This is a genomic window from Marinobacter alkalisoli, assembly GCF_045449795.1.
Classification (GTDB): domain Bacteria; phylum Pseudomonadota; class Gammaproteobacteria; order Pseudomonadales; family Oleiphilaceae; genus Marinobacter.
In genome coordinates this window covers 1-17,158 of the sequence record NZ_JBJJLB010000023.1, presented here as the reverse complement: position 1 = coordinate 17,158, position 17,158 = coordinate 1, and the positions used below count along the sequence as shown (strand labels likewise).

The following is a 17,158-nucleotide window of genomic DNA, read 5'->3' as shown; positions in this document are numbered from 1 at the left end:
GCCGCTGTACCTTTGCGCTTTGATCCAGAAAGCATCACAGAGGTTGCATGAACAGTATCTCCAGGCGCATCGCCGACGAGCTCGGCGTACGCGAGCAACAGGTTAATGCCACCGTCGCCCTGTTGGATGAGGGTGCCACCGTTCCATTTATTGCCCGTTACCGCAAAGAGGTTACCGGCTCGCTGGATGACAGCCAGTTGCGTAACCTGGAGGAGCGCCTGCGTTACCTGCGGGAGCTGGAAGATCGCCGGTCCACCATCCTCAACAGCATTGAGGAGCAGGGCAAACTGACCGACGAGCTGCGGGCCAGCATCAACGAGGCGGACACCAAGAACCGCCTGGAAGATCTGTACCTGCCCTACAAGCCCAAGCGCCGTACCAAGGCCCAGATTGCCAGAGAAGCCGGCCTTGAACCCCTGGCGGATGCCCTCTACGACGATCCGACCCTGGATCCGGAAACCACCACGGCCAGCTACGTCAACACCGAAGCCGGTGTGGCGGATACCAAGGCCGCCCTGGATGGCGCACGCTATATCCTGATGGAGCGTTTCGCCGAGGATGCCGAATTGCTTGGCAACCTGCGGGACTTCATCTGGCAGGAAGGCCAGCTCAAGGTCACCGTGATTGAGGGCAAGGAAAACGAGGGCGCCAAGTTCCGCGACTACTTTGATCACGTCGAGCCCCTGAAGAAGGTGCCGTCGCATCGCGCACTGGCGATCCTGCGTGGCCGCAACGAGGGCATTCTGGGCTACTCCATTGTGGTGGGAGATGCCGAAGATAACCGCCGCCAGCCTCACCCGGCGGAACAGCGCATTGCCGCGCGCTGGAATATCCGTGATAACGGTCGTCCCGCCGACAAGTGGTTGTCGGACGTGGTGCGCTGGACCTGGCGGGTGAAACTCTCCACCCAGATTGAAACCGACCTGATGGCCCAGGTACGGGAAGCCGCCGAGACCGAGGCCATCAACGTGTTCGCCAACAACCTCAAGGATCTGTTGTTGCTGGCGCCGGCAGGGCCGCGTCCGACGCTGGGCCTGGATCCCGGGCTGCGTACCGGCGTCAAGGTCGCGGTTATTGACGGCACCGGGCAGGTCGTCGGCCACGGTGGCATTTTCCCTCATGCGCCTCGCAATCAGTGGGCTCAGTCTATTGAGCAACTGGCGGCCTGGTGTCGTGAGTACAAAATTGAGTTGATTGCCATCGGCAACGGCACTGCCTCCCGGGAAACCGAGAAGCTGGTGGCCGACCTGTGCAAGAAATATCCGGAACTGAAGCTGGCCCGAATCGTGGTAAGCGAGTCGGGCGCCTCCATCTACTCCGCCTCGGAATTTGCCTCAAGGGAACTGCCGGATCTGGACGTGACCATTCGTGGTGCTGTGTCGATTGCGCGTCGCCTTCAGGACCCGCTGGCGGAAATGGTCAAGATCGAGCCCAAATCCATCGGCGTGGGACAATACCAGCACGACGTTTCTCAAGTACAGTTAGCCCGCAGTCTGGATGCGGTGGTGGAAGATTGTGTAAACGGTGTGGGGGTGGATCTGAATACAGCGTCCGTGCCGCTGCTGGCGCGGGTGTCTGGCTTGAATCAGAGCATCGCCCAGAACATCGTCGATTTCCGCAACCAGAATGGGGTGTTCAAAAACCGCAAGCAATTGCTGAAAGTCTCTCGCCTTGGCGATCGCACCTTTGAGCAGGCCGCGGGCTTTTTGAGAATTGCCAGCGGTGAAAACCCGCTTGACCGGTCCTCGGTGCACCCGGAAGCCTACGGAGTGGTGGAAGCCATTGCGGCGAAAAACAACCGGAAGGTGGAGAATATCATCGGTGATGCAACGTTCCTGCGGTCACTGAATCCCCAGGACTATGTCACCGAGCAGTTTGGTCTGCCGACGATTAAGGATATTATTTCCGAACTGGAGAAGCCTGGCCGTGATCCCCGCCCGGAATTCCGTTTTGCCAGCTTCGAGGAAGGGGTGGAAACCCTGAACGACCTCAAGCCGGGCATGGTGCTGGAAGGTTCGGTCACTAACGTTACCAACTTTGGTGCGTTCGTGGATATCGGGGTGCACCAGGATGGCCTGGTACACATCTCCGCGCTGTCCAACACCTTTGTGAAGGACCCGCGTGAGGTGGTGAAAGCCGGGGACATCGTCAAGGTCAAAGTGATGGATGTGGACATTCCCCGCAAGCGGATCGCTCTGTCCATGCGGATGGACGACCAGCCTGGCGAAAAAACAGACAGCAAACCGGGTGCCTCGGCGAGTCGGGGCCGTGGTGAGAACCGGTCTGGTGGTCGTAACAGCCGCCCCCAGGGTGGGCAGCAGCCCCAGCAGGGCGCCATGGCCGGCGCACTGGCCCAGGCGCTGGCCTCGGCACGGAAAGGCGACCGTTAACCGGCGGCGCCGACACCCATTCCACAGGCGGGTAAGGCTCACAAGGCCGTTACCCGCTATAGCAGGAGTCATTCATGGCTGAATCCCGCCATCATATCTTTCACCAGTTCTCAGCCAATGACTGGGGCGGTTTTCTGAAGGGGGTGGAGAAGGAAGGCCTGCGGGTTGACCGTAACGGCTTTATTGCCCAGACCCCCCACCCCAGGGCCCTGGGGTCCGCGCTGACCCATCCACGAATTACCACCGACTATTCAGAAGCCCTGCTGGAGCTGATTACGCCGGTGTGCGACAGCACGGGCGGATTGCTGTCCTCGTTGCGGGATGTGCACCGGTTTGTGCAGCAGAACCTGGGTGATGAAGTGTTCTGGGCGGCGAGCATGCCCAGCGAGCTGGACGGTGATGCCAGTATTCCTATCGCGGAATATGGAACGTCGAATATCGGCCGTCTCAAGCACGTGTACCGCCAGGGCCTGGCGGTACGGTATGGGCGGATGATGCAAAGCATTGCCGGCGCCCACTATAACCTGTCGTTGCCGGACGATTTCTGGTCACTGTGGCAGCGGGCCCTGGGGAACCAGCAGAGCCTGAAGGATTTCAAGTCAGACCAGTATTTCTGGCTGATCCGGAACTTCCGTCGCCGCAGCTGGCTGCTGATGCTGTTGTTCGGAGCGTCGCCTGCTCTGGACGCCAGCTTTGTCGCCGGTGTGAAACACGATCTGGCCCGTTTCAATGACAACACCTGGCACGGTCCGGATGCCACATCATTGCGGATGGGAGACCTGGGCTATCACAATAATGCCCAGTCCTCCCTGAATATCTGTTTTAACGAACTGAGCACCTACACCCGGACCCTGGATCGTGCGATCCACACGCCCTGGCCGGATTACGAAGCGATTGGTACGCGCCGGGGTGGCGAATTTATCCAGATCAACACCAGCGTGCTGCAGATCGAGAACGAGTATTACAGTGCGGTGCGCCCGAAACGTACCACCGAGCGGGAAGAGAAGCCGATACAGGCATTGGAAGCCCGGGGTGTGGAGTACATTGAGGTGCGCTGTCTCGACCTGGATCCGTTCTCTCCGGTGGGCGTGACCGAAAGCCAGATTGATTTCCTGGACCTGTTCCTGCTGGATTGCCTGCTGGCGGATAGCCCCCGCATTGGCGACGCCGAATGTGAACGGCTTGATGACAATTACAAGGACGTGGTGGCCCATGGTCGCAATGTTGAGCTGGCGCTGTGCCGTGAGGGTCGTAGAGCCCCGGCGAGCGAAGCGGCTGCCAGTATACTGTCGGAACTGGAGCCCCTGGCGGAACGGCTCGATAGCTGGACGGGTGGCGACGCCTACCGCCGTGCGCTCGAAGCTCAGAGCGAAAAGCTGACGTCACCGGGCCTGGTGCCATCCGCCAGGGTGACGGAAGCCATGTCACAATCCGGCCTTGGCCACCGGGAGTGGGTTCAGGAAATGTCGCGCCAGCATCAGCAGACTCTGCGCGAGGAGCCATTCTCCGAGACCACGCTCGCGGACTTTGAACGCATGAGCGCGGAGTCCCTGGAAGCGCAGGAGAGAATGGAAGCCGCCGATACCCAGCCCTTTGACGAGTTCCTGGCGCAGTACCTGCGTTCCTGATCGGTGCTGATACCGGCCCGGTTCACACCGGGTCCGGACCTATCGCACAAAATGTGAACAAATATTTGTCAGGCTCCGGCACTTGCTGTTAGCTTTTGTAACAGGTGTATCACTGTTTGTTACCTCGGCAATCAGGATCAGGGAGAATGGGCATGGCCAGGGATTTCAAGCTTGGGTGGGATGTTGAGTCGCTGAACAAGGCTTATCGCCAGGGGTATATGGCGGCCTCCATGGGCATGGCGCGAAGCCGCTGCCCATACCAGGGGGATGTGGTTATCGCAGCCTGGGAGGCTGGCTGGGAGGATGCGTGGCAGCTCGCCAGCGAGCAGGCGTCGATCAGTGATGACCTGTTCTCCAGGATTGCCTGAGCCGCCTCACCAGCGCCCGTTTATTTCTGCACCACGAACTCGGTAAACAGGACGCCAGTGATTTCCTCGCCGGTTTGCTGTTCTTCCAACACCGCATTTATCCGCTGTTTTGCTTCTTCCCTCAGGGCGGTCTGCCCGTCGCTGGTCGCCAGTTGGTCAGCATCGGTCTGTTCCCCGAACAGCATCACCAGCTCGTGCCTCAGCCTTGGCATGTGGGCTTCGACGGCCGGGCGTGTGGTTTCCTTTGACGCACGAAGGGTGACCGAGGCCTTCAGGTAGGTGAGCTTATTGCCGGGTTCGCCGACATGGGTAACAAACGACGGATCCATCTCTATGTAATCGGTGATGGTGGCTTCCTGGGTCTCCCCGGTCTCCTCCGCTTCTTCTTCCTGTGCGGTTGTTATGGCTGGCAGTGCGGGGAGCAGGCACAGCAGGACCAGAAAAAAGCGCTTTAGCTGAAGTGTCATAGGCTTGAAGTTCACTATGGTTTAGGGTTTAGTGACGAAGCTACGGCGATAACCGCTTGGTTTTCGCAGAATAACAGGCCCGGTGACCACTTGCAGCATTCGCTGACGCCCTGACCAGCCGTGGTCGGGGACACGGGGCCAGAATGTCATTTCCGAGGTGTGCATTTGACTTCCAGACTGGTGTTTTCAGTAATCTTTGTTGTGTGCGTCGCGCTGCTGGGTGTGGCTTTTTACATGGAGCATGTCATGGGGCTGGAACCCTGCCCCTTGTGCTGGCTTCAGCGGTTCGGGTTTATGGGCGCGGGTGTGGTGAGTCTGCTGGCGATACTGCATAACCCGAAAGGCCTTGGTGTGCGCCTGTACGGCTTGCTGTTGGCTGTCACCTCCGGTGCAGGGCTGGCAGTGGCCGGGCGGCAGTTGTGGCTGCAGAGCCTGCCCGCGGATCAGGTGCCCGCGTGCGGTCCTTCCGTGGATTACATGCTGGATGTCCTGCCCCTGACAGAAGTATTGACCACCGCGCTCCGGGGCACCGGTGACTGCGCGGAAGTCACCTGGCGTTTCCTCGGTTTGAGCATCCCCGGGTGGACGGCAGTGTTTTTCTCGCTGCTGGTCATTACGGGGCTGGTTATGCTGTTTAATACTGGCAAAAGGTCTGATTGGGTTGGTGGCTGAAACGGTTGCGGCCAACTATGGCCATGGGGTACCTTGAGTCTCGACATAACAAAAAATCGAATCCGAACACCGGGTATGTCTGGTAACTGGAGAAAGGCGTCATGTTGGAAAATTGCCGTAATGCCAGGGAACGTTGGGGTGGTGTCAGCGACCTGATTGATCGCTGGTTGAAGGAGCGCCAGGAGTTGCTGGTGCACTATTGCGAGTTGTCCGGAGAAAGCGATTTCACCCAGACAGAAGCCCTGCGGGAGAAATTTGTCCGGCTCTGCGAAGTCCTTGTGGATTACGTGTCGGCTGGTCATTTTGAAATCTATGAGCAGTTGATTCAGGAAGCCCGGGAATTCAACGACGGTGGTCTGGAGCTGGCCGCCAAGCTGTATCCGCGCATCACACAGACCACGGAGACGGCGCTGAATTTCAATGATCGCCTCGATGGAAAGGCCTTGAACGAGAGTGACGTCCGGGAGCTGTTCGATCAATTGTCCGAACTGGGAGAAATTCTGGAGAGCCGGTTCGAGATGGAAGATTATCTCATCGAGCACCTGCACAACGTGCATGCAGAGAAGGTGATGTCCTCGGCCTGACGGCCTCGGGGAAGGATGGATGCCCGCAGCCCGTGGCAATTAGCGCCGAGGCTGCAGGCAGTATATCGGATTACTCCGGGTTGACTTCGATCAGCTCCACATCAAACACCAGGGTCTCGTTCGGCCCGATGCTGTGGTTGCCGCCTGGGCCATAGGCCAGGTCGGAGGGAATGTACAGTTTTACCCGGCTGCCTTCGTTCATGAGCTGAAGGCCTTCGGTCCAGCCCGGAATGACCTGGTTGAGACCAAAGGTGACTGGCTCGCCACGCTCGCGGGAGCTGTCAAACACTTCGCCAGACAGCAGTTCGCCGGTGTAATGGACCTTGACTTGGTCGCTTTCAGCCGGCTTTTCGCCGTCGCCTTCTTCCAGGATTTCGTATTGCAGCCCGGATTCAGTGGTTTCCACGCCGTCACGTTCTGAATTCTCGGCGAGGAAGGCTTCGCCAGCTTCACGGTTTTTCTTGGCCAGTTCGTCCCTCTGGGCGTTGTCACGCTCCTGGAGCTGCTTCTGGTAAGCCATCAGCGCCTCCTGGATTTCCTCCCGGCTCATCCGGCTCACTTCCTCGTCACCCTCGTGACCGTGTTCGATACCCTGGAGGAACTGTTCCATCTGCAGGTCCGGCAGGTCATTCCTCATGCGTTCACCGAGCACCAGGCCCATACCGTAACTGACTTTCTGATCAGTGGATTCCAGGCCGGGATCTTTCTTGGAGTCGGTTTGCGTGGAGCAGCCGGCAACAACGCCGGATACTGCCAGTGCGAGCAGTATTTTCTTCATTGCAGAGTCCTATGTTGTGAGCGGGGACTCCTGGGGAGCCCCATATTGTGTTTATCTGAAAAGGGGAAAGTAACGGGTTCTGTAGCCAGATGCCACTGAACATGTGTTAAGAAACTGGCTAGCGGCTCAGCTGCCGTTGTTGGTGGGCGAGGAAGGCGCCAGGGAGAAAGGAGCGCTGTAGGGTGATTGCCAGTCAGTTTCCGGATCCGGTTCCGCCGGGCGTGACGTGCCGCCGTTGCTTTGGCGCTCGATCGCCAGCGCATTCCACGGGCCGTCTGCGGGGGGCTTGTCGGCATAGTGCCAGCTGCCGTTGCGGTCCTGCCACTTGAAGACTATGTCCGGGCCTTCTACTGGCACCGGTGATGGCACCAGACCCTCAAAGGCCGGGATCTCGTTGCTGTCCGTTTCCTTTGGCGTGCTTTCCACGGCTTTGGGTTCCGGCCCGTTGATGCCGAAGAAAATCAGCACAAGCAGAACGCCAAGCGCAGGAAAAGCGAGACGGATAAGCCATTTCATGATCATGCCCCCTGATTCTCGGCCGCAAAAGCAAGAAGGCCGCGGGTGAGGGCGTTTAACAGTTGTCCGGTTTCCATGTCCATAACCGTCTCCGGTGCTGCCGCTTCGAGGTTGGTACGGGCCAGTTGTTCCGATTCATACATACCGACGCTCTCTTGTTGGCTGTTGGCGAGGCTTTGATAGCTCAAAGCCAGCTCAATCCGCTCGGCTTCCAGTTCGTTTTTGGCGATGCTGGCTCGCAAGCTGTCTGTCTCCGGGTTGCTCCGGGGAATAAATTGTCGGGCTGAGCGCAGGGCCCCGGTTACATGGGCGCGCCACTCTGTTACCGTATCGCTTTCTTTGCCGATGTATTTCTGGCCCGAAATGGCAAGCCAGCAGGCGCCTAAAATCCGTGTAACGCTCCAGCCTTTACCCTGTAACGCCAGGCAGGTCGACTCAATGCCCGGATATTTCCAGAATGCCAGAGCAAAACGCCAGAGCGGGTTATCCGGTTCCATTTCCAGTGACGGCTGTTCCCGGTTGTCCTGCATCTTGGCCCTGTGTCTTCTCTGTGGAACGTACCCTGATAAAATGACAGCATGTTAACGATAACGGATCTCAGTTTACAACGGGGCGGTGTCTGGTTGCTAGACACCGTCGGCCTCACCATTCAGCCGGGGCAGCGGGTTGCCATTGTCGGCGCCAACGGCGCTGGCAAATCCAGTCTGTTCCAGCTTTTATTGGGGCAGCTCTCTCCCGAGCAGGGCAGTGTGTCACTCCCCGGTGGATGTCGCATTGCCCATATGGCCCAGGAGGTCGAGGCATCCGGGCGAAGCGCCCGTGATTTCGTGCTGGATGGTGACCACGACCTGCGCCGAATGGAGCGGGAGCTGGCCGAGGCGGAACGGCGGGGTGATGATCACGCCCAGGCTCGCATCCACGGCGAGCTTGATGTGCATGAAGCCTGGTCTGCACCGCGCCGGGCCGAGATATTGCTGCGAGGGCTGGGCTTCTCCGACGCCGATACCGAACGACCTGTGTCGGCGTTTTCCGGCGGCTGGCGAATTCGTCTGAATCTGGCCCAGGCGCTGATGAGACCGTCCGACCTGTTATTGCTGGACGAACCCACCAACCACCTGGATCTGGATGCCTGTCTCTGGCTTGAGAACTGGCTGCGCCGGTACAGTGGCACCTTGCTGTTTATCTCCCATGACCGGGATTTCATGGATCGGGTAGCGACCCATGTGGTTCATTTCGACCGGCGTAAGCTGGAACTCTATACGGGTAATTACTCAGCATTCGAGGGGCAGCGTGGTGAGCGCCTGGCCCAGCAGCAGGCCGGCTTCGAGCGCCAGCAGGCACGGATTGCCGAGATTCAGCGTTTCATCGACCGCTTCAAGGCCAAGGCCACCAAGGCTCGTCAGGCCCAGAGCCGGGTCAAGGCGCTTGAGCGCATGGAAAAAATAGCACCGGCGCATATAGATTCGCCGTTCAGTTTCGAGTTTCCGGTAGCAGACAAAGTGTCCAACCCGCTGCTGTCGATTCGACATGGCGCCGCCGGGTACGGAGACACCGTGATTCTCAGGGGTATTAACCTGTCACTGTTATCCGGGAGTCGGATCGGTCTGCTTGGCCCCAACGGCGCCGGCAAATCGACCCTGATGGATGCATTGCGGGGGCAGACCACCCTGGTGGCGGGTGAGCGCACCTGCGGCGAGAATCTGTCTGTGGGTTATTTTGCCCAGCACCAGCTGGAATCCCTGGATCTGGACGCCAGCCCGTTCCTGCATCTGCAAAGATTGTCGCCCAAAGCGTCCGAGCAGAGTATTCGTAACTTTCTCGGTGGTTTTGACTTCCACGGCGATGAGGCCCTGACTGCGATCCGCTCATTCTCCGGCGGGGAGAAGGCCCGGGTTGCCCTGGCCGTCATTGCATGGCAGAAGCCGAACCTGTTGTTGCTGGATGAGCCTACCAACCACCTGGACCTGGAAATGCGCCAGGCCCTGACCATGGCATTGCAGAACTTTGCCGGGGCCATTGTGGTGGTTTCTCACGACCGCCACCTGCTGCGTAATACGGTGGACGAGTTCTGGCTGGTTAACGATGGCCGGGTGGCGGAATACGATGGCGATCTGGAAGATTACGAGCGCTGGCTGGCAGACCGCCGCAAGGACGAATCCGAACCGCCGAGGAGGGAGCCGCAGCAAGGCGGAGCCCAGGGGCAATCGGCGGCTGAATCGAGTGTGGTTGGTGAGAGCGCCGATGACCGCAAGGCGCGCAAGCGCGCCGAAGCGGCCATACGGCAGAAACTGAGCCCTTATCGTAAACAGCAGTCCGCGCTTGAGAAGGAGATGGAGCAGCTGCAACAGAGTCTTTTGACCCTGGAAGAGGCGTTGTCCGCACCAGAGCTCTATCAGGATGAGGGCAAACAGCAACTGAAGGAGTTGCTGGGGAAACAGGCCCGGCTCAATGGGCGTCTGGAAGACGTGGAAGCCGAATGGCTGGAGATCAGCGAAACCGTGGAAAGCCTGGAAGCGGAGCTGGTTGCCTAGGCGTCAGGAGTCAGCTCCAGCTTGAAGCCCTGCTTCGACAGATAGTCCCGCTCATTTTCCAGGTCCGCCAGAGTCAGCGGGCGCTCATCAAACCAGCTATCGGGAAATTCGATCGCCAGCCGGTTCTCGCCGGCATGGAGTCGAAAGGCGGGCGGCGGTTCCATATTCCTGGGGTGCTGAAGCAGCACCCCGAGCCGCACCAGCACGCAGAGGTACTTGAGTCGCGGTACGTCCTCGGGGTCGAGCTCTTCGAAAATGGCCGAGGAGAACTTGCGCCGGTGGCCTCTCACCAGAGTGGCCAGATCCCGCTGGAATTGCTGACTGAAACCCGGCAGATCGGAGTAGCGCAACAGGTAAGCGCCGTGCTTGTGGTACTGGCTGTGGGAAATGGTCAGCCCGATCTCGTGCAGGCGACAGGCCCAGCGCAGAACTTCCTCATCCGGCAGGGTGCGGAGTGCCCAGGTATCCGCCACCTGGTCCCAGGCCGCAATAGTCGTTTCCTCCACCGCACGGCCATGTTCCTGATCCACATGGTAGCGTTCCTGGAGCGCCGTGATGGTCCGCTCACGCACATCCTCATGCTGGATGCGACCGACAATATCGTAGAGCAACCCCTCCCGCAGGGCGCCTTCGGTGAAGGTCATCTCCTCGATCTGAAGCGACTGGAATGCGCCCATCAGAATAGCGAAACCCGCCGGAAAGATACTCTGGCGGTCCGTGCGCACGCCAAGATCCGACAGCTTCTCCACCTTGCCCATGCTGACCAGGCGCTGGCGCAGCTCATTCATTGCGGCGAGGGTGATGGTGCCGTCGGTGATCTTCAGGCTCGCCAGAACACTGGCGATCGCCTTGATGGAGCCGGACGAGCCGACAGAACTCTGCCAGCCGACATTGCGAAAATGCTGGCGGATATTCAACAGCTCCTGCTGGGCATGGGTGACCGCCTTGTCCATCTGGCGACGAGTGATCTTGCCATCGGCGAAATACCGGTTGCGGAACGACACACAACCCATGTGCAGGCTTTCCAGTTCCTGGGGCTCAAAGCGCTCGCCGATGATGAACTCGGTACTACCGCCGCCAATATCAATCACCAGCCGCCGGCCAATATCGTCGGATAGGGTATGGGACACCCCAAGGTAAATGAGACGGGCTTCCTCGCGCCCGGCAATGATCTCCACCGGATAGCCCAGAACCTCCTCCGCGCGGGCCATGAATTCCTGGGCATTGCGGGCGACCCGCAGGGCATTGGTGCCGACAATCTGCACCGCCTCGGGCGGCATCCCGCGGAGGCGCTGGGCAAACCGGCCCAGACAGGCCAGGGCGCGTTGCTGGGCTTCCTCGGTGAGACGGTTATGGCTATCCAGCCCGGCGCCGAGCTGAACCTTCTCGCCCATTTTCTCCAGGGTGCGGATTTCCCCGTGTACCAGCCGGGCAACCACCATATGGAAACTGTTGGAGCCCATGTCGATAGCCGCAAGCAGCTCGGGCGATGTGGCATTGGATTCGGCAGAGGGGGTGGCCGTCACGTGTGAAGAATTCCTCTAGGCATGTGCCGGTACTATAAGCGAATTCCGGCGGACCTGTCAGTAATGGTCGCCATCGGATTTTACTCACCGCCAGTATAGCGAGAAACCGAGAGACGGGCAGAACCGCTTCACAGACAGCTGATCAATCGCGTAAAGTATTGCGTATTGAGATGAGGGTGAACGGCTGCTTTTGAACAGAATGCAGCCTTCAGCAACGTTCAACAGCACCAATCGCTGCGGCATGGGCCGTATGGTTCCGAGCAGTATCCGCTTGGTATCAAGAGCGAAAGGTGCCTGATTCAGGAAATGGTAATGAGCGGAAATATCGTAAACGTAACTGACGCATCTTTTGAGCAGGACGTACTGCAGTCTGACGTACCTGTACTGGTGGACTACTGGGCAGAGTGGTGTGGCCCCTGCAAAATGATCGCGCCGGTACTGGAAGAAATCGCCGATGAGTACGACGGCAAGCTGAAAATCTGTAAGCTGAACATCGACGAAAACGAACAGACTCCGCCCAAGTTCAACATCCGCGGCATTCCCACCCTGATGCTGTTCAAGAACGGCAACGTGGACGCCACCAAAGTGGGCGCACTGTCCAAGTCCCAGCTGGCGGCCTTCCTGGACAGCAATCTCTGATTGCTGACCGGACGCCCGAAACCGCCCCTGAGCCAACGTTCACGGGCGGTTTTTTATGACCATGAAAAAACAGACTGACCAAAAACACATCGCCGGCCTGCTCCTGGCCGGAGGCGAAGGTCGCCGCCTGGGAGGCCGCGACAAAGGCATGGTCTTCTGGCAAGGTCGCCCCATGGCCGCCTGGGTACACAGCACCCTCTCAACCGTCGCCAGCCCCGTCCTGATCAGCGCCAACCGATCCCTGGACGACTACCGACAGCTCGCTCCCAACCAGGTTGTCGAAGACGAAGAAGCCGTTCGCGGTCAGGGCCCCCTGGCAGGCCTGCTGACCGGCATGAAACAGGCCGCAGCCCTCGGCGCCGACGCGGTCCTGGTCTGCCCCTGCGACACCCCGGAAATCACCCCCGACGTACTCTCACACTTGGTGAGTGCCTGGCGAAAAGCCCCTGACAACCCCGTCATCGCCGAATGCGAGGGCAGGGCGCATCCGCTGCACGGCGTCTATCCGGTATCGCTGGTGCCGTTATTGGAAAAACAGCTTCATGGGGAAGGCAACCGCCGCGTGATGGTCTTTGCCGAGGCGGCTGGAGTGGTAAAAGTGAAATGTGAAAGCGCAGCCGAGGCGTTCAAAAACAGAAACCGTCCCGAAGATCTGGAAGATAACTCAGAAGCAGGGCGCTAATGCGGGTGGGTGGTTCCGAAAATGTGCGGAGCCATGGATGGCGGAGCCCAAGCGTACACGGACGTATTCAAAGCGTTTTTCGGAACCACCCACCCGCATTAGTGACCGGCCGGCGCACTCCAATATGAGGCCTGCAGGGAGCCTACAATTCCCAACTCTGACTACGAGCCAGATCAGCGTCCTTCTGCTCTACCCAGTGCTCCCCGGACTCCGTAATCTCCTTCTTCCAGAACGGCGCTGACGTCTTCAAAGCGTCCATAATGAACGCACAGGCCGCAAACGCATCCACCCGATGGGCACTGCACACCCCCACAAACACAATCTGATCGGAAAGCGCCAACTCACCCACCCGATGAACCACACGCGCCTTGCGCACATCCCAGCGCTCGGCCGCCTGCTCCATCAGATCCCCGATCACCTGCTCCGTCATCCCCGGATAATGCTCAAGAAACAGCCCAGTCACGCCTTGCATATCGCCACTGTCCCGCACCAGCCCGGTAAACGTCGCAATAGCCCCCGTGCCGGCGCCACTGCCCCGCAATGCCTGGTACTCCACGGCGGCATCGAAATCCTCGTGTTGAACCGTAACGGAATGATTCACTTCAGCCTCCTGTCACCGGCGGGAAGAAGGCCACCTCATCCCCCGCCTTGAGTGGCGTTTCCGGCTTGGCCATGGCCTGGTTGACCGCAATCATCACCGGCTGACCGCCATCCAGCTGGGCCCACGGGCCGCCTTTCGCCGCCAGTTCAGACAACACCTGACCGGCGGTGGCGTCGGGCCGCGCCGGAAGAGTCAGGCTGTCAGTCGCCAGCTCCTCCCGCAGGCGGGCAAAAAAATGAACAGTCAGGGTGTTCTCGTTACTCATGGTTACCCCAGAAGCTCTGCAAAAGAATAATACGTAATCATATCACCGGGACTGACGGTTGTGTGCTCCGGCACCACCGCCAGGCCATCGGCCCAGCAGGCGGAACTAAGCATTCCGGAACTCTGATTCGGATAGGCCGCCACTTCCACCCGCTGCCCATGGGTCTCTTTCCGCGCCCGGATAAACTCCCTGCGAACGGAGGCCGAGTCCACCTTGAAGGCTGCTGGCAGCTGTTCACCGGAAACCCGATAATCCGAGGCGCCCTGGCGCTTGCGGATGTAAGGAATTGCCACCACCAGGAAGGTGACCAGCACCGCCGCCGGATTGCCCGGCAGCCCCAGAACCGGCGTGCCATCGATCGAGCCAAAAGCCAGTGGCTTGCCCGGCTTGATGGCCAGGCGCCACAGGGACAGCTCGCCGGATTCCTCCAGCACCGCCCGCACATGATCCTCTTCGCCCACCGAGACGCCGCCGCTGGTAATCACCAGGTCTGCCTCGCTGGCCGCGCGCTTCAGGGTTGCCTGAGTGGCTTCCCGCGAGTCCCGGAGCGTTTCACACAACACCACGTCGCAACAGGTTTCAGCCAGCAAACCGAGCAGGGTAAACCGGTTCGTGTTGTAGATCTGTCCGGGGTTTAGAGCGGTGCCCGGTTCAACCAGTTCATCGCCTGTGCTCAGGATCGCAACTTTCAGGCGGGGGAATACCGGTACGCGGGCGATGCCCATGGACGCCAGTAGCCCCATTTCCTGGGGGCGCAGGCGGGTGCCCCGCGCGAGGGCCAGATCCCCCTGGCTCAGGTCCTGTCCATGGCGGCGGATATTCTGGCCCTCGCTGACATCGTCGCGGATCACTATGCCGGCATCGGTCACCTCCACCCGTTCCTGCATCACCACCGCATTCGCGCCTTCGGGAATCTCCGAGCCGGTAAAAATACGAACTGCTGTGCCGGCTTCAATCGCTGCCGGGGCCTGCCCCGCGGGCACCCGGGCCGACACCGGGAGGGGGCTGCCAGGGACGAAGTCCTGTGTTCTCAGTGCGTACCCGTCCACCGCGCTGTTGTCCGCTGGTGGCACATCCGCCGGCACGTGATGGTCCTCTGCCAGCACCCTGCCAAGGCACTCGGTCAGCGGCACGGTCTCCGACCCGGCCAGCGGGGTTGCCTGTGCCAATAGCCGGGCGAGGGCTTCCTCGAGCGGCGTTAGCTGTTGGCCTGCCATGACTATCGCTGCCCCCTGTTGCCAATCTTTTCATGCAGCCGGTGATGGGGGCTGTCCGGTTTGCGCAGCGCCAGTGCCGAGAAGTTGCACGGTCCGTGACGGCTGTCCAGCTGCGTACTCAGAATGCCGTTCCAGCCGGTGCGACACGCGCCGGTTGATCCGGGCAGGCAGAAAATGACGGTGTGGTTGGCCAGCCCCCCAAATGCGCGGGACTGGATCGTGGAAGTGCCAATCTCCGAGGCCGACAGTCGGCGAAATTCCTCGCCAAAGCCATCAATGGTTTTATCCAGCAGTGGTGCGACGGCTTCCGGAGTACTATCGCGCTCATGGAAACCGGTCCCGCCGGTAATAATGATTGCGTGAATGTCCGCATCGGCGATCCAGCCGGACATCAACGCGCGAACCAGATACACATCGTCCGGGAGAATTCGCCGTGCGATCAATTGGTGACCGGCCTCAACAACGCTGTCTTCAAGAAACTGGCCGGAGGTGTCCTCATCGGCCCCGCGAGTGTCGGATACTGTCAGTATGGCAATGTTCAGGGGTTTGAGTTCGTCGCTTTTGTCGCTGCTCATGGTGTTACTCCGCAGGTTAAATCACTGATTGTGGTCAGTATCCCCGTAGCTGCACGGGAATGGAAGGGGAGTATCTCATCAGAGGGAGGAGGATGTGTGTGGTGGTATTTCCCCTTTGACATGAGCGGCGATTGGTGTAAATTTGGTCAGCATCACTTGACATTCACAGGTCAGGTGGCCGATTATCCGTGTTGCCCGGCGAACGGTTGTTCTTCCTGTCTCTGGCTTCAGTACTTTTCCGGCTTTCATCTATACCGGTTGCTCCATCTGGCCAGCACCAAGTTCAACTAGTATCCGATCAATTCGTTCAGGGGCATTCCTGTCATTCCAATATTCGTTTACTTCCATTCCGAAAATCTAACAACCTATGAATCTTACTGAACTCAAGCAGAAGTCCGTGCCCGAATTGCTCGATATTGCGCAAGAGATGGGCCTTGATAACCTGGCCCGGTCGCGCAAGCAGGATGTTATCTTCACGATCCTGAAGAAGCATGCCAAAAGCGGCGAAGACATCTACGGTGATGGCGTACTGGAAATTCTGCAGGATGGTTTCGGCTTCCTCCGTTCCGCCGATGCCTCATACCTTGCCGGACCCGACGATATCTACGTGTCGCCGAGCCAGATTCGCCGCTTCAACCTGCGAACCGGTGACACCGTTGCCGGCAAGATCCGTCCGCCCAAAGACGGCGAGCGTTACTTTGCCCTGCTGAAAGTTAACGAGATTAACTTCGACAAGCCGGACAACGCCCGAAACAAGATCCTGTTCGAGAACCTCACACCGCTGTTTCCGGACGAGCGCCTTATGCTCGAAGCCGGTAACGGCAGCACCGAGGATCTCTCTTCACGGGTTCTGGATCTGGTGGCGCCCATCGGCAAGGGCCAGCGCGGCCTGATCGTCTCCCCGCCCAAAGCCGGTAAGACGCTGCTGATGCAAAGCATCGCCCAGTCCATCACCCGCAACAGTCCGGAATGCCATGTCATGGTATTGCTCATCGACGAGCGCCCGGAAGAAGTGACGGAAATGCAGCGTACGGTACGCGGTGAAGTCATCGCCTCCACCTTCGACGAGCCGCCGGCCCGTCACGTTCAGGTGGCGGAAATGGTAATCGAAAAGGCCAAGCGTCTGGTTGAGCACAAGAAAGACGTGGTGATCCTGCTGGATTCCATCACCCGTCTGGCCCGTGCCTACAACACCGTGATTCCGTCCTCAGGCAAGGTTCTGACCGGTGGTGTGGACGCCCACGCCCTCGAGAAGCCCAAGCGTTTCTTCGGTGCGGCCCGTAACGTGGAAGAAGGCGGCAGCCTGACCATCCTCGCCACCGCACTGGTCAATACCGGTTCCAAGATGGACGAGGTGATCTACGAGGAGTTCAAGGGCACCGGTAACATGGAAGTGCACCTGGACCGCAAGATCGCCGAGAAGCGCACTTATCCGGCCATCAACATCCGTAGCTCCGGCACCCGCCGCGAAGACCTGCTGATGAGCGAGGCGGATATCCAGCGCGTGTGGATTCTGCGTAAGCTGCTGCACTCCATGGAGGACGATACCGCCGCCATCGAGTTCTTGCTGGACAAGCTCAAGGACACCAAGACCAACGACGAATTCTTCCAGTCCATGAAACGTCGTTGATCCTGGTTTTGAGGTACTTGCCGATTTCTGGTGCAGGTACCTGAAGCTCGAAGAGTGAGGTGTGGGACAGGAGGGACCAAAACGGGGAA

At 59.4% G+C, this 17,158-nt stretch carries 18 protein-coding genes; 9 read left to right on the top strand and 9 right to left on the bottom strand.

What is annotated here, in order from left to right; all coding sequences use genetic code 11:
* The first annotated feature begins 47 nt into the window (after positions 1 to 47).
* From ACJO3M_RS11100 to rmf, 3 genes are all read left to right on the top strand, one after another.
* Entirely contained in the window at positions 48 to 2,390 is a 2,343-nt protein-coding gene (locus tag ACJO3M_RS11100) for a Tex family protein (RefSeq protein ID WP_407001435.1), read from the top strand.
* 74 nt (positions 2,391 to 2,464) lie between these two features.
* Positions 2,465 to 4,018, top strand: coding sequence for a glutamate--cysteine ligase (gshA, locus tag ACJO3M_RS11095; RefSeq protein ID WP_407001434.1), 1,554 nt, complete (start codon positions 2,465 to 2,467; stop codon positions 4,016 to 4,018).
* Positions 4,019 to 4,170: 152 nt separating this feature from the next.
* Entirely contained in the window at positions 4,171 to 4,386 is a 216-nt protein-coding gene (gene rmf, locus ACJO3M_RS11090; protein WP_407001433.1) for a ribosome modulation factor, read from the top strand.
* 20 nt (positions 4,387 to 4,406) lie between these two features.
* On the opposite strand, the gene ACJO3M_RS11085 is transcribed toward rmf, so the two are convergent.
* Positions 4,407 to 4,853, bottom strand: a complete 447-nt coding sequence (locus ACJO3M_RS11085) for a flagellar basal body-associated FliL family protein (protein ID WP_407001432.1) — start codon at positions 4,851 to 4,853, stop codon at positions 4,407 to 4,409.
* A 165-nt stretch (positions 4,854 to 5,018) separates the two neighbouring features.
* On the opposite strand from ACJO3M_RS11085, the gene ACJO3M_RS11080 reads away from it, so the two are divergent.
* Both ACJO3M_RS11080 and rsd read left to right on the top strand, forming a co-directional pair.
* Positions 5,019 to 5,525 (top strand): disulfide bond formation protein B, encoded by a 507-nt coding sequence (locus ACJO3M_RS11080; RefSeq protein ID WP_407001431.1) that lies wholly within the window; start codon positions 5,019 to 5,021, stop codon positions 5,523 to 5,525.
* Positions 5,526 to 5,626: 101 nt separating this feature from the next.
* Positions 5,627 to 6,109 carry a sigma D regulator gene (gene rsd / locus ACJO3M_RS11075; RefSeq protein WP_406985476.1) on the top strand — a complete coding sequence of 161 codons (483 nt, stop codon included), beginning with the start codon at positions 5,627 to 5,629 and terminating at the stop codon, positions 6,107 to 6,109.
* A gap of 70 nt (positions 6,110 to 6,179) precedes the next feature.
* Here the strand turns inward: rsd and bamJ are convergent, their stop codons facing one another.
* The 3 genes from bamJ to ACJO3M_RS11060 all read right to left on the bottom strand — a co-directional run bounded on the left by bamJ (position 6,180) and on the right by ACJO3M_RS11060 (position 7,933).
* Positions 6,180 to 6,887, bottom strand: a complete 708-nt coding sequence (bamJ, locus tag ACJO3M_RS11070; RefSeq protein WP_407001430.1) for a BamJ family beta-barrel-assembly machinery protein — start codon at positions 6,885 to 6,887, stop codon at positions 6,180 to 6,182.
* Between the two features lie 126 nt (positions 6,888 to 7,013).
* Complete coding sequence (locus tag ACJO3M_RS11065; RefSeq protein ID WP_407001429.1) at positions 7,014 to 7,409, bottom strand: DUF4124 domain-containing protein; 396 nt, start codon at positions 7,407 to 7,409, stop codon at positions 7,014 to 7,016.
* Positions 7,406 to 7,933 carry a DUF2390 domain-containing protein gene (locus tag ACJO3M_RS11060; RefSeq protein ID WP_407001428.1) on the bottom strand — a complete coding sequence of 176 codons (528 nt, stop codon included), beginning with the start codon at positions 7,931 to 7,933 and terminating at the stop codon, positions 7,406 to 7,408. Before ACJO3M_RS11060 ends, ACJO3M_RS11065 begins: the two co-directional genes overlap by 4 nt.
* A 48-nt stretch (positions 7,934 to 7,981) precedes the next feature.
* On the opposite strand from ACJO3M_RS11060, the gene ACJO3M_RS11055 reads away from it, so the two are divergent.
* The gene (locus ACJO3M_RS11055; protein ID WP_407001427.1) at positions 7,982 to 9,934 is read left to right on the top strand and encodes an ATP-binding cassette domain-containing protein; all 1,953 of its coding nucleotides are present in this window, start codon (positions 7,982 to 7,984) and stop codon (positions 9,932 to 9,934) included.
* Here ACJO3M_RS11055 and ppx read toward each other — a convergent pair.
* The gene (gene ppx, locus ACJO3M_RS11050) at positions 9,931 to 11,460 is read right to left on the bottom strand and encodes an exopolyphosphatase (protein ID WP_407001426.1); all 1,530 of its coding nucleotides are present in this window, start codon (positions 11,458 to 11,460) and stop codon (positions 9,931 to 9,933) included. The genes ACJO3M_RS11055 and ppx overlap by 4 nt on opposite strands.
* A 312-nt stretch (positions 11,461 to 11,772) precedes the next feature.
* Between ppx and trxA the strand changes: the two genes are divergently transcribed.
* The gene (trxA, locus tag ACJO3M_RS11045) at positions 11,773 to 12,099 is read left to right on the top strand and encodes a thioredoxin TrxA (protein ID WP_012139190.1); all 327 of its coding nucleotides are present in this window, start codon (positions 11,773 to 11,775) and stop codon (positions 12,097 to 12,099) included.
* Positions 12,100 to 12,154: 55 nt separating this feature from the next.
* Positions 12,155 to 12,781, top strand: a complete 627-nt coding sequence (gene mobA / locus ACJO3M_RS11040) for a molybdenum cofactor guanylyltransferase MobA (RefSeq protein WP_407001425.1) — start codon at positions 12,155 to 12,157, stop codon at positions 12,779 to 12,781.
* A gap of 142 nt (positions 12,782 to 12,923) precedes the next feature.
* On the opposite strand, the gene ACJO3M_RS11035 is transcribed toward mobA, so the two are convergent.
* The 4 genes from ACJO3M_RS11035 to moaB are packed head-to-tail and all read right to left on the bottom strand — an operon-like array spanning position 12,924 to position 15,439.
* Complete coding sequence (locus tag ACJO3M_RS11035; RefSeq protein WP_407001424.1) at positions 12,924 to 13,382, bottom strand: molybdenum cofactor biosynthesis protein MoaE; 459 nt, start codon at positions 13,380 to 13,382, stop codon at positions 12,924 to 12,926.
* A 1-nt stretch (position 13,383) separates the two neighbouring features.
* Positions 13,384 to 13,647, bottom strand: a complete 264-nt coding sequence (gene moaD / locus ACJO3M_RS11030; RefSeq protein ID WP_407001423.1) for a molybdopterin converting factor subunit 1 — start codon at positions 13,645 to 13,647, stop codon at positions 13,384 to 13,386.
* Between the two features lie 2 nt (positions 13,648 to 13,649).
* Positions 13,650 to 14,864, bottom strand: coding sequence for a molybdopterin molybdotransferase MoeA (locus tag ACJO3M_RS11025; RefSeq protein WP_407001422.1), 1,215 nt, complete (start codon positions 14,862 to 14,864; stop codon positions 13,650 to 13,652).
* Positions 14,865 to 14,866: 2 nt separating this feature from the next.
* The gene (gene moaB, locus ACJO3M_RS11020; protein WP_407001421.1) at positions 14,867 to 15,439 is read right to left on the bottom strand and encodes a molybdenum cofactor biosynthesis protein B; all 573 of its coding nucleotides are present in this window, start codon (positions 15,437 to 15,439) and stop codon (positions 14,867 to 14,869) included.
* Positions 15,440 to 15,806: 367 nt separating this feature from the next.
* Between moaB and rho the strand changes: the two genes are divergently transcribed.
* Complete coding sequence (gene rho / locus ACJO3M_RS11015; protein WP_406985466.1) at positions 15,807 to 17,069, top strand: transcription termination factor Rho; 1,263 nt, start codon at positions 15,807 to 15,809, stop codon at positions 17,067 to 17,069.
* Positions 17,070 to 17,158 lie beyond the last annotated feature (89 nt).